Annotated in this window: 12 protein-coding genes; 6 read left to right on the top strand and 6 right to left on the bottom strand. The window is 56.7% G+C overall.

The window, feature by feature from the left end:
- Positions 1-142 precede the first annotated feature (142 nt).
- The 3 genes from ACEQFP_RS07025 (at position 143) to ACEQFP_RS07015 (ending at position 2,840) form a co-directional block, all read left to right on the top strand.
- Positions 143-679: a GNAT family N-acetyltransferase gene (locus tag ACEQFP_RS07025; protein ID WP_005288942.1), complete on the top strand. Its 537-nt coding sequence runs from the start codon at positions 143-145 to the stop codon at positions 677-679.
- 295 nt (positions 680-974) lie between these two features.
- Complete coding sequence (locus ACEQFP_RS07020; RefSeq protein WP_005295353.1) at positions 975-1,313, top strand: zinc ribbon domain-containing protein YjdM; 339 nt, start codon at positions 975-977, stop codon at positions 1,311-1,313.
- Between the two features lie 807 nt (positions 1,314-2,120).
- Positions 2,121-2,840, top strand: a complete 720-nt coding sequence (locus ACEQFP_RS07015; protein ID WP_005288957.1) for a LuxR family transcriptional regulator — start codon at positions 2,121-2,123, stop codon at positions 2,838-2,840.
- Here ACEQFP_RS07015 and ACEQFP_RS07010 read toward each other — a convergent pair.
- The 6 genes from ACEQFP_RS07010 to ACEQFP_RS06985 all read right to left on the bottom strand — a co-directional run bounded on the left by ACEQFP_RS07010 (position 2,821) and on the right by ACEQFP_RS06985 (position 8,625).
- On the bottom strand, positions 2,821-3,489 hold the full coding sequence (locus ACEQFP_RS07010) for an acyl-homoserine-lactone synthase (protein WP_005295349.1): 669 nt from the start codon (positions 3,487-3,489) through the stop codon (positions 2,821-2,823). The genes ACEQFP_RS07015 and ACEQFP_RS07010 overlap by 20 nt on opposite strands.
- Positions 3,490-4,088: 599 nt before the next feature.
- Positions 4,089-4,832 (bottom strand): type 2 GTP cyclohydrolase I, encoded by a 744-nt coding sequence (locus ACEQFP_RS07005; RefSeq protein WP_005288963.1) that lies wholly within the window; start codon positions 4,830-4,832, stop codon positions 4,089-4,091.
- A 53-nt stretch (positions 4,833-4,885) separates the two neighbouring features.
- Complete coding sequence (locus ACEQFP_RS07000) at positions 4,886-5,899, bottom strand: MBL fold metallo-hydrolase (RefSeq protein WP_370547257.1); 1,014 nt, start codon at positions 5,897-5,899, stop codon at positions 4,886-4,888.
- Positions 5,900-5,930: 31 nt separating this feature from the next.
- Positions 5,931-7,364, bottom strand: coding sequence for a deoxyribodipyrimidine photo-lyase (gene phrB, locus ACEQFP_RS06995; protein ID WP_047059370.1), 1,434 nt, complete (start codon positions 7,362-7,364; stop codon positions 5,931-5,933).
- A 9-nt stretch (positions 7,365-7,373) separates the two neighbouring features.
- Positions 7,374-8,327: a DUF1722 domain-containing protein gene (locus ACEQFP_RS06990; RefSeq protein WP_035603717.1), complete on the bottom strand. Its 954-nt coding sequence runs from the start codon at positions 8,325-8,327 to the stop codon at positions 7,374-7,376.
- Between the two features lie 94 nt (positions 8,328-8,421).
- Positions 8,422-8,625: a YbfA family protein gene (locus tag ACEQFP_RS06985; protein ID WP_005295342.1), complete on the bottom strand. Its 204-nt coding sequence runs from the start codon at positions 8,623-8,625 to the stop codon at positions 8,422-8,424.
- A 548-nt stretch (positions 8,626-9,173) separates the two neighbouring features.
- Between ACEQFP_RS06985 and ACEQFP_RS06980 the strand changes: the two genes are divergently transcribed.
- From ACEQFP_RS06980 to kdpB, 3 genes are read left to right on the top strand one after another with little or no spacing between them, the layout of a single operon-like run.
- Complete coding sequence (locus ACEQFP_RS06980) at positions 9,174-9,263, top strand: potassium-transporting ATPase subunit F (RefSeq protein ID WP_035594725.1); 90 nt, start codon at positions 9,174-9,176, stop codon at positions 9,261-9,263.
- Positions 9,263-10,960, top strand: a complete 1,698-nt coding sequence (gene kdpA / locus ACEQFP_RS06975; protein ID WP_370547256.1) for a potassium-transporting ATPase subunit KdpA — start codon at positions 9,263-9,265, stop codon at positions 10,958-10,960. Before ACEQFP_RS06980 ends, kdpA begins: the two co-directional genes overlap by 1 nt.
- Positions 10,961-10,985: 25 nt before the next feature.
- Positions 10,986-13,052 carry a potassium-transporting ATPase subunit KdpB gene (kdpB, locus tag ACEQFP_RS06970; protein WP_035597534.1) on the top strand — a complete coding sequence of 689 codons (2,067 nt, stop codon included), beginning with the start codon at positions 10,986-10,988 and terminating at the stop codon, positions 13,050-13,052.
- Positions 13,053-13,058: the final 6 nt, after the last annotated feature.

Below are 13,058 nucleotides of genomic sequence, written 5' to 3'. Positions count from 1 at the left end.
CCCGTCCCGGTCAGCCAGTCTGGCCGGGTTCACTCCCCCCACCACTCACTCAGCGCGCCACGCGGGTACCCGCCCTCCTCTCCACCTCGCCATCGCGTTATACTGCCCGCCAACAAGGGCGGCGCTACGCCCGGGAGGCATCATGCAACACACTATCTTACTCGCCGGTCCCGAACTCTATCTGATCCCGGCACATCCGCGCTTTGCCCAGGCGCTGTTCACGCTGGTGGAGCAGAATCGCGAACACCTCTGTCGTTTCCTCAGCTGGCCGCATAGCATGGCGCATGTCGACAATCTCACTCAGACGCTACACGCCCAAGCCGAGGCGCATCAGGCAGGCAGCGCACGCCATTACGTCATCCACTATCAGCAGCACTGTGTCGGCGTAATCTCCTTAAATAGCATCGATCTCCAGCGCCGTTGCGCACCGATAGGCTATTGGCTGGCTCAGCCTTACCAAGGTAAAGGCCTCGTCTCGGCATCCCTCCAGGCATTGATGCGACACTATGTGGCGCAGCGCGAAGTCACCCGCTTCGTGATCCAGTGCATCAGCGTGAATCTGCGTAGCAACGCCGTCGCACGGCGCAATGGCTTCACCCTGGTGGAGACACGTCACCAAGCCTGCGAGCTCGAAGGCGTACGCTACGATCAAAACACCTATCTACGCCGTTTCGATTGAGGCAGGCCAGACGAATAAAACGAACTTTTTAGCACTTTGATAACCAGAGCGCGCCATACGAGAAAATCGCCAACAACTTCAAATAACCAATTGAATAAAAACAATAAAATAAAAAAATTAAGTATACTAAGCCGATAGAAATACGATACAAACGGGGGTAAAAGAAAGATTTATCAACAAAAATATCGACGAATGAGGTATTATGGCTGGGTAAAGTTTATTTTCACTACTTTTCCGCCCGATGCCGAGCAAAGCGCCCGCATCCCGGCGGTTTTTACTTTTGCGAGGCCTTATCATGCAACTGCCACATTGCCCGAAGTGTCATTCAGAGTATACCTATCAAGATAATGACATGTATATCTGTCCAGAATGCGCCTACGAGTGGAACGACGCCACCGACGCCGCCCAGGAAGAAGAGACTCTAGTCGTCAAAGATGCCAATGGCAACCTGTTGGCCGATGGCGATAGTGTCACCGTCATCAAGGATCTGAAGGTCAAAGGCAGCTCCTCGATGCTGAAAATCGGCACCAAGGTGAAAAACATTCGCCTGGTCGAGGGTGATCACAATATCGATTGTAAAATCGATGGTTTCGGTCCGATGAAGCTCAAGTCGGAATTTGTGAAAAAGAATTAAGCTTTAGCCGATGCCAGCTAACGGCACTCAGATTCTCGCTCCATTCGACGAGCGAGAATCTAAGACCAATATAAGACAATTAACCGCGCGCATGCTTAATTGAATACGTTTGTAGGACAAAGTCAGTAGAAACTATAATTTGTCACGCTTGTTTTACAATGCGGCAGCAATATTTGTAGATCGATAGTATCACTATTCATATGACAACGAGTGCCGTTCAAGAAATAACCGATAATAATAAATCGATAAAAATCAAAGACTAAGATTAAATAAAATAATAAGAATTAATATTACTAAGTATAAGCAAAGGATTCATTTTTTTCTCCTCTGTAAAGTAGAGAAAAAAGATAGCGCAGGGTCTATATTCTGCTGACATTTTTATGTAAGCTGTGCCTGAAAAGTCGTAGCAGAAACAGAATGAGGACGATTACGATTAGATGAATAGTAACGGGCATGGCCATTAGGCGATGCGTCGTAAGGATAATCAGGCGTACTTTCTCTATTTGTAGTATCTGGAAAGTATCAACCTGATTGTAACGTTTTCCCTGGTGTTGGCCAAATTGGCAACCTGATCCATCGATGGGTCAGGTTTTTTTTTGCCCTCTTAACCTGGCACTTATTCTATTAAGCGATGACAATAACGTCTAGTTAGACTAAGGTATAGCTATCCCGCTGATAATGCAGGAGGCCCTCTACGACTCATGTCAATATCTAGTATCATGGTAGATAGAGGATGTAATTCACCACAGAACGTATTATTGTATACCTAATAGTAGGTGGTGATGCCAATGAGGAGAAAGAAGTAGAGTGATTGCTGATAACGAGAGCCTGGCGCAGGATATCAAGCGGTTTATCGATCAATCTTTATCCTACTATGGGCAACTACAGTTTGCCTATTTATTGCTCAACAAAAAGAATCCCACAGAAATCACCATCATCTCCAACTACCCCGATGAATGGGTAACCTTGTACAAAGAGCACCATTATCAACAGATCGACCCGGTAGTGATCTATGCGCTACGTCGCGTTTCACCTTTCCTCTGGGATGAAAAGATCACGGTGAACGCCAAGCTCAACCTGTCCAAGATCTTTAGTCTGGCCAAAAAATATCAGGTCAACAAAGGCTATACCTTTGTCCTGCATGATGCCGATAACCAACTGGCAATGCTCTCACTGATGGTTGACGATCATAGTCTTAGTATTGTCGAGCAGAATCAAGGAGCGTTACAGATGTTATTGATCAACGCTCATGAGCGCTTCATGACGGGGCAACGGCAGCTTCAAGTACAACAGCATAATATTAAAAGTAATAACATGGAGAATATCTTCTCCGCACGCGAGAATGAAATTCTGTATTGGGCCAGCATGGGTAAAACCTATCAGGAGATCGCGCTGATCTTAGGGATTAAAAGCGGCACGGTGAAGTTTCATATCGGCAACGTGGTAAAAAAATTAGGGGTGCTCAACGCCAAGCATGCCATCCGACTCGGCGTTGAATTACAACTGATCAAACCGATTGAGCGCTAATCGTCTCTTCTTCTAGCAGCAAGGGCCAAGCCTGTAGCAATGCCTGCGGATAGGGTTGCTCCAAATCTTGATTAATCCGCTCAATCAGGCAACGCTGATTCTCAGCATCGGCCGGCAAATAGACTAAATAAATCGCCTGATCCTTTTCTGAAGTACCTTTCTCGACGACCGAAACATCCCAACCGGAGCGGGTCAGAATCCGTAGCATCGGATGGCTGACGATGGTATAAATCCCCTGATGGCCTGAGGATAAGGTGTAATTAATCATCGCCAAAAATAACAGATGACATAGCGGATATTGGTTGGCCAACAAGGTACGTGCCCGGCGTTTATCGACAAAGAATCGGCTGGATTCGAAGAACTGGCTGCTGGCAGGGATCTCCGCCTTAGCGAAATACTGGCAAAAGGTACCCACAATCATGTTGTGATAACGCGTCTCGATTAAGCGCACGCTACACACCACATCATTATCCTTTACACCCAGTAGATAGGTCGTATGCTCGCTGTCATACTCATCGAACTCCATGCCATCGCTACAGTTGACAGCCCAATTCAAACGATCTTTAAACGTGCCTTTGCGCAATGAGAATAGCTCGGTAGATGTCGTTCTTGACAGCGACTGATAGTCAACAGCGAAAATTTCAAACATATCCATTCCTTTAACGCCCGTCTATGTAGCTCTCTCCGATCACGGCTTTAGCCAACCGAAAAAAACGCTTCAGGTTGACCATGATAGCGACCGGCACAATCCTATCTTGCCTCTTCCAAGGAGATGTCCGAATTTAGTTTTTAATGATCGCTCGCCTCGACAGATAAGTGTTGTAAGACAACATATAACGATATGGGGGGGAGGTCATTCAACGCCGATGAAATACGACTAAGGGCGCTGTATCGAAGCGCTAAATTCATTTGAAAATAAAAGCATTGCTACTTGTCAATATAAATTTAATGCTGCAATAAACTATTCGGATTAACCGTTAGCATACAGGGAAATGGGGGGATAAGACAAACAGAATATGAGAAAGTCAGTCGGGTGATCATTAAAAAAATAATAGCGCGATGGCGTAATTTTTGCAGGCGATTATTAATAGGAAAACAGCCGTGACAACGGCAGGCGCGGCGTACCGCGCAGAATACCGACGCAAGACGCGACAGCGCCTGGGAAATAATGCGCCATTAGGTTGTGGTATTAAATTGGTAATAACATGGTCCACGGGTGGCCGGCCGTGCCGACCCTCCGTGGCACACTCAGGCCGGGTTCGCAATATCGATAAAGGTCACCTCGAGGCCATGCTCGCGCGCCAACCACTCCCCTAACGCCCGAATGCCCCCCCGCTCCGTCGCGTGATGGCCTGCGGCAAAGAAATGCAGCCCCATCTCCCGGGCGATATGAATGGTTTGCTCCGAGACCTCACCGGTAATAAACGCATCGACACCGAACTGCGCCGCCTGTTCGATGAACCCCTGTCCGCCCCCGCTACACCACGCCACACGCCGGATCTTCGCCGGTGCATGATCGCCACAATGCAGTACGCTATGATGCAGTTTACGTTCCAAACGGCCAATCAACTCCCCGGCACTGCAAGGTTCAGCCAATTCACCATAGGGCAGTAGCGGAGCAATAAGCCCTTGTGGCGTAATCTTTAGCACCCGAGCCAACTGAGCGTTATTGCCCAACTGTGGATGCGCATCCAAGGGCAGATGATAGGCATACAGATTAATGTCGTTCGCCAGCAACGTCTTAAGACGCTGACGCCGCATGCCACGGATGGTCGGCGCCTCGTTTTTCCAAAAATAACCATGATGGACTAAGATCGCATCCGCCTCGGCCTGCAACGCGGCATCCAACAGGGCCTGACAGGCGGTCACCCCAGTGACGACGCGCCGTACCTCGCGACGCCCCTCGACCTGCAGACCATTGGGGGCGTAATCCTGCATCTCAGCCACATTCAACAGCTGATTCATCTGTTGCTCTAACAGCCAATTATCCATGCACTCTCCTCAGTCGCATCATTCAATCGCCATCTCGATCCTCGAATAATACGCTACTCACGCCCCGAAAACAGCGCATGCTCCCCCTGCTGCAGATGCCGAAACGCCACCCCGTTACGATTCCCCGCCGCCAACTGTGCCATGATGGTCTGCGCCGCCGTCTCGCCAGCCTGTAGCGACGGTTTAATATGAGCGATCACCACCGGGAATCCGGCCAAGGCAGAGGCGCCACCGCTATAGCACGCCAGGTTAGTCAGCTCCTGATTGAGCAGATGCGGCGTAAGATGGCCGAAGAGGCGCGCTTGGGGTACCGCGTCACTGAACGAGGTCTCGATGATCATGCCTTGCAGCGCGCCACTGGCCAACAAGGGGCCCAACCGGCGCCAGATGCGATCGAGATGGCTGCTCTGTTCCACACTATCGGCCCCGGTATCGCCAAAATAGGCGAAGTATTCGCCCGATCGCTCCAGCAGGATCATCGCCGAGGTCACGCCGCCGTGGCTCAACGGGTACACCTGAGCGCTCATCCCGCTATTGCCGAGGGCAAAACGCTGCGCCGGGCGCACGCTGTGAATACGATAGGTCCCCAGACGCTGCCCCTGCCCGGCATCGCTAAAATTGGGCCAGCTTTTCCAGTTAAAGTAGTGATTATGTAGCGTCTCGGCGCTGTTCGCCAGGGTATAGATCGGCTTGCGGCTGTCCTCCGGCGCGGCCAGTAGCAGCCCGGCGACATGGTCGAGATGGGCATGACTGATAAAATAGGCCACGATCAACTCACGCAGCACGTATCCTTGTGGCGTCCAAGGCGCGGCACGTTCGGCGCTCGCCTCGGGGAAGGCGCCCTGCGCCAACGCCTTGGCGATCCCGGGTAAGGTCGACCCCGCATCCAGCCCCAGATAACGCGTATCACGCTCGTGGCGGATCAGATAGGCGGGCAGATTGTCGCCGCTGAGCCCCCCGCCACTGCCTAATGCCACGACCTGAAAACCCGCTAGCGCGGGCAGCGCCAACAGGCCATATAATACAACCCCCACGACCCCACAGCTGATGGTTCTCCTGATCCACATCCCCTCGCCCTCCCTGTCGTCTCGAATCGACTCACCCGCCATCGTCCTCCGTCATACGGGCGCGCTGAAAGGCCAATAGCGTATCTTGCCGCGCCCGAGCGTGATCGACCATGGGGTCGGGGTAGTCTAGCACGCGTCGCTGGCGTAACGCCCAGCGTTGAGGGTGATGGATCTCACTATCCGGCACATCCTTCAACGCCGGTAGCCAGCGGCGAATGAACTGCCCCTGCGCATCATAACGTTGCCCCTGCGTCGTCGGATTGAAAATACGAAAATAGGGCGCGGCATCGCAGCCCGTCGAAGCGGCCCACTGCCAGCCGCCGTTGTTCGCCGCCAGATCGCCATCGATCAGCTGACTGAGGAAATAACGCTCGCCGAGACGCCAATCGATCAACAGATCTTTGACCAGGAAACTGGCCGTCAGCATACGGAGACGGTTATGCATCCAACCGCAGTGATTGAGTTGACGCATAGCCGCATCAATTAATGGAAAGCCGGTCATCCCCTGCTGCCAGCGCCGCAATCCCTGTTCGTCGTCGCGCCAACGAATGCGCGCCGTCCAGGGGAGGAAGGGGCGATGGCGACACAGATCGGGCCACGCCACCAGCAGGTGGCGATAAAACTCGCGCCAGATCAACTCATTCAACCAGGCGGCGCCGCCGCCAGAGGCCGCGTTCGGCGAGTCGAGCATCCCCGACTGCAGCGCCGCCAGGCACTGACGCGGCGACACCACCCCCAACGTCAAGTAGGGCGACAGCAGGCTGGTTCCCGCCTGCGCCGGAAAGTCACGCCGCACAGCATAGGTCGCCAGATCGGTGCGGCAAAAATGCGCCAGCCGCGCCTGAGCCGCCGCCTCTCCGGCGGGAAACAACGTCGCATCGACCGTCGCCGCGGGGTAGTCGAAGGTAGGCAGCACTGGCGGCGGTGCACAGGGGTAAGCCCGCCGGGTCGGTGCCGGCAACGGTGCATTATCCTGTTGACCCAAAGCCTGTAAGAAGGCGTGTTTAAACGGGGTAAAAACCTTGAACATCTGCCCCGCGGCGGTCAGGACGGCGCCGGGGGGCAATAGCAAGGCATCGTCGAAGCCATGGCAAGGAATGGACAGCGTGGCGCATAACGCCTCATCCCGCCGGCGCTCATTCAGCTCATACTGGCGATTGAAGAACAGGGCCGTGGCCTGATGCTGAGCACAAAAGTGCGCCACCGCCTGTCGCTGGGCGGCATAGTCCGCCACACTCAGGCCATGCAGCGCGATATGACGAGCCGCGAGCTCAAGCCGCAGGCACTGCAGATTCTGCCAAATGAACTGCGCCTGACGGGGCGCCATATCCTGCGCTTGCCACTGACGCGACGTCGCCACATAGAGCGCCAGCACGCGCGCGTCAGGATCGGCGCAGGCGGCATGCAATGCGCGGTTATCGGTCACACGCAGATCGTTGCGTAACCAGACGACATGGGTTGTCATCGGCGCCACCTAATGGCCATAGCGCAGACGCAACGCGTCTGGATAGGGCGAAAAATAACGCTGCGAGGCCAGGTACTCATCGGGATATTCACGCAGATAATGTTTCAGCAGCGTCAGGGGGGCCAGCAATGGCTGTGTCCCCTGACGATACTGCAAGATCAACTCGCTCAGCTCGGCGCGCTGGGCGGCACTCAGACGCGGGCTGAAGTAGCCCTGCACGTGTTGCAGCACATTGGTATGGTTACGCCGCGTCGCAGGCTGGCGCATCAGCGCCATCAAGCGCGCGCGATACTCCACGGCGAACTGCGCCAATGAATCATATTGAGCGATAGCCGCCACCAGACGCCCTAATGCGCGATAATCGGGTTGTGAGTGGGCCAACAGCAACAGTTTATAACGGCTATGAAAGGCCACCAGTGCGCCACGGCTCAATCCCTGGTGCCACAGCTGATTGAACTCGTGCAAGGCATACACCCGTGCGATAAAGTTCTCGCGCAACAGCGCATCGCTCAGGCGCCCATCCTCCTCAACCGGCAACCAGGGCATCGCCGCCATCAGGGCGGCGGCAAACAGCCCTACCCCGCTCTTCCGCGCCTCCTGCGCCGTGTAGACCTTGACCCGCTCCATACCGCAACTGGGCGAGCGCGCACAGAGGATAAAGCCACACAATGCCTGCAGGTGCGGCAGTTGATGCGCGGAAAAGGCCTGCATCGCCGCCGTATAATCCAAGCTAGGGTCACGACTATCGACCAGGGCGATGTCCGATGACGCCTCGCGCCGCAACAAACGTAAGGCGGGGCGCGGCGATGGCAAGCCGATGCCCATCTCGGGACAGAGGGGTAAGAAGCGAAAAAATGGCGCCAGCGTCTCACAGGCCAAGGCCAGACGCTTATGTCCACCATCGAAGCGCACCGTCTGACCGAGCAGACAGGCACTGATACCGACCGGGATCGTAGATGACATGGTAAGCCTCCCTTCACAGCGACAAACGATTTCCGGGATCCTTACGCAAGTGTAGACCGCCGCGCCACATCTGCGAGTCTCGCCGGCGTTGCCGTCAGAAGAAGTCGGGCTTCACTTTTTCTGATTCGCTCAGCCACACCGGTTTATCACTGGTCTTGCACCACACCCGATGCAGGTAGCTGTAGAAACGGGCGCGATCCTTACGCAGCAGCATCACCGGCAGCGCGAGTGTACCAATGACGATAACGCCGCTACGGCGTAACAGAATGCGTGGCCAAGAATAGGGGGGATACAGCATCGTGACCTCCTTGCAAATTCGCCTAAAGCCTAGCGGCGAGGCGGGAACAGCGTGGCCAGAAGCGCTGGCCTGAGTGGGAACAACATAGCCCCTCGCTGCACAGAAAGCAAGCACTCCTCCGACCACCTATACCCTGGATGGCGATACCGCATCACAGGCGTCCAGGTCGACACACGCCGAGAGGTCAACGCGTCGCCATCGTGCGTGATCGCGCCACGCTTTCCACTTAATCACGCCATAGCCTCGCGTGCTGACTGACCTTATCTGCGCCGTAGCCCCGCGTGCGCCTAACTCCTGATAGGCCGTTGACGGTGGATGATGCATGGGCCGCTTGCCCCCGCACCTGCGACGTTGCCACACCGTCACGACACACGACGCACAACGACCTAACCTGCGCCGCCCTTAGCCGATTTAATCGGCGATATCTGTATGAATAATATTCATTTTTATATCTTTTTTACAGCCAGCCCCGCCTTTTTTACCCTTTTTATGCCTCGCTCTCCCTATGCTGAAGGCGTCATTAAGCCAGACATAATGAGGAGAACACAATGACCGTGGGACTGATTGCCTGCACCGTTTTGGTGCTGCTACTGCTGGTATACCTGGTGTATGCACTGTGGCATGCGGAGGACTTCTGATGTTACTCAATGCACTGATGCTCATCGGGCTACTCTTGCTGGCGCTGCTGGTCCTGGCCCCCCCGCTCGGTAGCCTATTGAGCCGCCTGATCGACGGAGAGCCTTATCGCGCCATGGTGCGCACAGAGAATACCCTATGGCGCTTATGCGGTATCACGCCACGCGACATGGATTGGCGCCGCTATCTGTTGGCGATCCTCGCCTTTAATCTCCTGGGTATCGCGCTACTGTTCATCCTATTATTGGCCCAGGGTAGTCTGCCGCTCAACCCACAGGGCTTTCCCGGCCTACGCTGGGATTTAGCCCTCAACACCGCCGTCAGCTTCGTCACCAACACCAACTGGCAAGCCTACAGCGGCGAGAGTAGCCTGAGCTACCTCAGCCAGATGGCCGGACTTGGCGTACAAAACTTCCTCTCGGCGGCCAGCGGCATCGCCATCCTGTTCGCCCTGACTCGCGCCTTCAGCCGTCACGCCGATGCGGCATTGGGTAACGCCTGGGTCGATCTATGGCGCATCACCCTGTATGTCCTGTTACCCCTGTCGCTCTTACTGGCGCTGTTCTTCGCCGGCCAAGGGGTGGTACAAAACTTCGCCGCCTATGTCGATGTCAGCCCATTGGAGGGAGGGAAACAGCTGTTACCGCTGGGGCCGGTCGCCTCCCAAGAGGCGATCAAACTGCTGGGCACCAACGGCGGCGGTTTCTTCGGTGCCAACTCCGCCCATCCCTTCGAAAACCCCAGCGCGCTGAGCAATCTGGTTCAGATGGTGGCGATTTTCCTGCTACCCAGCGCACTCTGCTTCGCCTTCGGCCGCAGCGTCGGCGATAGTCGCCAGGGCCACGCCTTGCTATGGGCCATGGCGTTGATCTTCATCGTCGCCGCTGGCGCCGTGATGTATGCCGAACTGCAAGGTAACCCACATCTAATGACGCTGGGCGCCGACAGCAACGGCAATATGGAGGGGAAAGAGAGCCGCTTCGGTATCCTCGCCTCCGCCCTGTATGCCGTCGTAACTACCGCCGCCTCCTGTGGCGCGGTCAATGCGATGCATGACTCGTTTACTGCCCTCGGCGGCATGGTACCGATGTGGCTGATGCAGATCGGCGAGGTGGTCTTCGGCGGCGTCGGCAGCGGGCTCTACGGTATGTTGCTGTTCGTCCTGCTCACCGTCTTCATCGCCGGATTGATGATTGGCCGCACCCCCGAGTACCTAGGGAAAAAGATCACGGTCTTCGAGATGAAGATGACCGCGCTGGCCATCCTGATCCCCCCGGCCCTGGTCCTGGTCGGCAGCGCCATCGCCCTGTTGTGTGACGCCGGACGCAGCGCCATCCTCAACCCGGGTGCCCACGGCTTCAGCGAGGTGCTATACGCCTTCTCTTCCGCCGCCAATAACAACGGCAGCGCCTTCAGTGGGCTGAGCGTCAACACGCCGTTCTACAACCTACTGCTGGCGCTCGTCATGCTGCTCGGCCGCTTCGGGGTGATCATCCCCGTCATGGCGATCGCCGGTGCCTTGGCGCTGAAAAAACGCCAACCGGCCGGTAACGGCACCCTGGCGACCCATGGCGCGCTGTTCGTCGGCCTACTGATCGGCACCATCTTGCTGGTCGGCGCCTTAACCTTCATTCCGGCACTGGCGCTCGGGCCAGTCGCCGAGCAGCTACAAACCACGCTGCTACACACCCAGCCGTAAGTGTAAGGACATAGAGAGAATTATCATGAGTCATCAACAGCGAGCCTTGTTCGACCCCGCTCTGCTCAAGACCGCGTTACGGGACGCCCTGCGCAAACTGGACCCACGCGTACAATGGCGTAACCCGGTGATGTTCGTCGTCTACCTGGGCAGCCTGCTAACCAGCTTTATCTGGTTGATGATCCTCAGTGGTCATACCGACGGCAGCGCCGCCTTCACCGGCAGCCTGGCTGTCTGGTTATGGTTTACCGTACTCTTCGCCAACCTGGCCGAGGCCTTGGCCGAGGGGCGCAGCAAGGCGCAGGCCGAGAGCTTAAAAGGCGTGAAGAAGAGCGGTTGGGCCAAGAAACTGCAACAGGCGCAGTATGGCGCGCCATGGCAGAAGGTGGCCGCCGAGAGCCTGCGTAAAGGTGACGTGGTGCTGGTCGAGGCGGGTGATACCCTACCCTGCGACGGTGAAGTCCTGGAGGGCGGCGCCTCGGTCGACGAAAGCGCCATCACCGGCGAGTCCGCACCGGTCATCCGCGAGTCGGGCGGCGACTTCTCCTCCGTCACCGGCGGGACGCGGGTCCTCTCCGACTGGCTGGTGGTGCAGTGCAGCGTCAACCCCGGCGAAACCTTTCTCGATCGCATGATCGCCATGGTGGAGGGCGCCAAGCGACGCAAGACCCCCAACGAGATCGCCCTGACCATCCTGCTGATCGCCCTGACGCTGGTATTCCTGCTGGCTTGCGCCACCCTGTATCCCTTCTCACTCTTCGGGGCCCAGGTCAGCCAGATGGGGAGTCCGGTCACCGTCACGGTGCTGGTGGCGCTGCTGGTCTGCCTGATCCCCACCACCATCGGCGGTCTGCTCTCGGCTATCGGTGTCGCCGGCATGAGCCGCATGCTGGGTGCCAACGTCATCGCCACCAGCGGACGAGCCGTCGAGGCCGCTGGCGATGTCGACGTGCTGCTGCTGGATAAGACCGGTACCATCACCCTCGGTAACCGCCAGGCCTCCGAGTTCCTGCCGGTCAATGGGGTCAGTGAGCAACAATTAGCCAGCGCCGCCCAACTGGCTTCACTGGCGGATGAGACCCCGGAAGGGCGTAGCATCGTCGTACTGGCCAAGCAGCGCTTTAACCTGCGGGAACGCGATCTGCACAGCCTGAATGCCACCTTCGTCCCCTTCTCCGCCCAGACACGCATGAGCGGGGTCAACATCCAGGGGCGCATGATCCGTAAAGGCTCCGTCGATGCGATTCGCCGTTATGTTGAATCGGCCGACGGTCACTTCCCGCGCGCCGTAGATGAGACCGTCGAGCGCGTCGCTCGCAGCGGGGCGACCCCCTTAGTGGTGGCCGAAGATGCCTGCATCCTGGGGGTGGTGGCGCTCAAAGATATCGTCAAGGGGGGGATCAAGGAGCGCTTCGCCGAGCTGCGCCGCATGGGGATCAAGACGGTGATGATCACCGGCGATAACCGGCTGACCGCCGCCGCCATCGCCGCCGAAGCCGGGGTAGACGACTTCCTGGCCGAGGCGACACCGGAAGCCAAACTGGCGCTGATCCGCCAATATCAGGCCGAAGGCCGCTTGGTGGCGATGACCGGTGACGGTACCAACGACGCCCCGGCGCTGGCCCAGGCCGACGTGGCCGTGGCGATGAACTCCGGCACCCAGGCCGCCAAGGAGGCGGGCAACATGGTCGATCTGGACTCCAACCCGACCAAACTGATCGAGGTGGTACATATCGGCAAGCAGATGCTGATGACGCGTGGCTCGTTGACCACCTTTAGCATCGCCAACGACGTGGCGAAATACTTCGCCATCATCCCGGCCGCCTTCGCCGCCACCTATCCGCAACTGAATCGACTAAACGTGATGCACCTCAGTTCGCCCTCCTCGGCCATCATGTCGGCGGTGATCTTCAACGCCCTGATCATCGTCTTCCTGATCCCCCTCGCGTTACGCGGCGTGAGTTACCGCCCGCTGAGCGCCGGGGCGCTGTTGCGCCGTAACCTGTGGATCTATGGCGTGGGCGGACTGGTGGTGCCCTTTATCGGCATCAAGCTGATCGATCTGTTATTAACCCTATGCGGCCTGGCTTAAAGGAGC

Source organism: Edwardsiella sp. A.80236 (genome assembly GCF_044540725.1).
Classification (GTDB): Bacteria; Pseudomonadota; Gammaproteobacteria; order Enterobacterales; family Enterobacteriaceae; genus Edwardsiella; species Edwardsiella tarda.
This window is presented reverse-complemented; position numbering and strand designations above follow the sequence as displayed.

What these genes read in the sequence shown, in the direction of transcription:
- ACEQFP_RS07025 (WP_005288942.1), top strand. Translation starts at nt 143, where the DNA reads ATGCAACACACTATCTTACTCGCCGGTCCCGAACTCTATCTGATCCCG.
- ACEQFP_RS07020 (WP_005295353.1), top strand. Translation starts at nt 975, where the DNA reads ATGCAACTGCCACATTGCCCGAAGTGTCATTCAGAGTATACCTATCAA.
- ACEQFP_RS07010 (WP_005295349.1), bottom strand. Translation starts at nt 3,489, where the DNA reads ATGTTTGAAATTTTCGCTGTTGACTATCAGTCGCTGTCAAGAACGACA.
- ACEQFP_RS07005 (WP_005288963.1), bottom strand. Translation starts at nt 4,832, where the DNA reads ATGGATAATTGGCTGTTAGAGCAACAGATGAATCAGCTGTTGAATGTG.
- ACEQFP_RS07000 (WP_370547257.1), bottom strand. Translation starts at nt 5,899, where the DNA reads ATGTGGATCAGGAGAACCATCAGCTGTGGGGTCGTGGGGGTTGTATTA.
- phrB (WP_047059370.1), bottom strand. Translation starts at nt 7,364, where the DNA reads ATGACAACCCATGTCGTCTGGTTACGCAACGATCTGCGTGTGACCGAT.
- ACEQFP_RS06990 (WP_035603717.1), bottom strand. Translation starts at nt 8,327, where the DNA reads ATGTCATCTACGATCCCGGTCGGTATCAGTGCCTGTCTGCTCGGTCAG.
- ACEQFP_RS06985 (WP_005295342.1), bottom strand. Translation starts at nt 8,625, where the DNA reads ATGCTGTATCCCCCCTATTCTTGGCCACGCATTCTGTTACGCCGTAGC.
- ACEQFP_RS06980 (WP_035594725.1), top strand. Translation starts at nt 9,174, where the DNA reads ATGACCGTGGGACTGATTGCCTGCACCGTTTTGGTGCTGCTACTGCTG.
- kdpA (WP_370547256.1), top strand. Translation starts at nt 9,263, where the DNA reads ATGTTACTCAATGCACTGATGCTCATCGGGCTACTCTTGCTGGCGCTG.
- kdpB (WP_035597534.1), top strand. Translation starts at nt 10,986, where the DNA reads ATGAGTCATCAACAGCGAGCCTTGTTCGACCCCGCTCTGCTCAAGACC.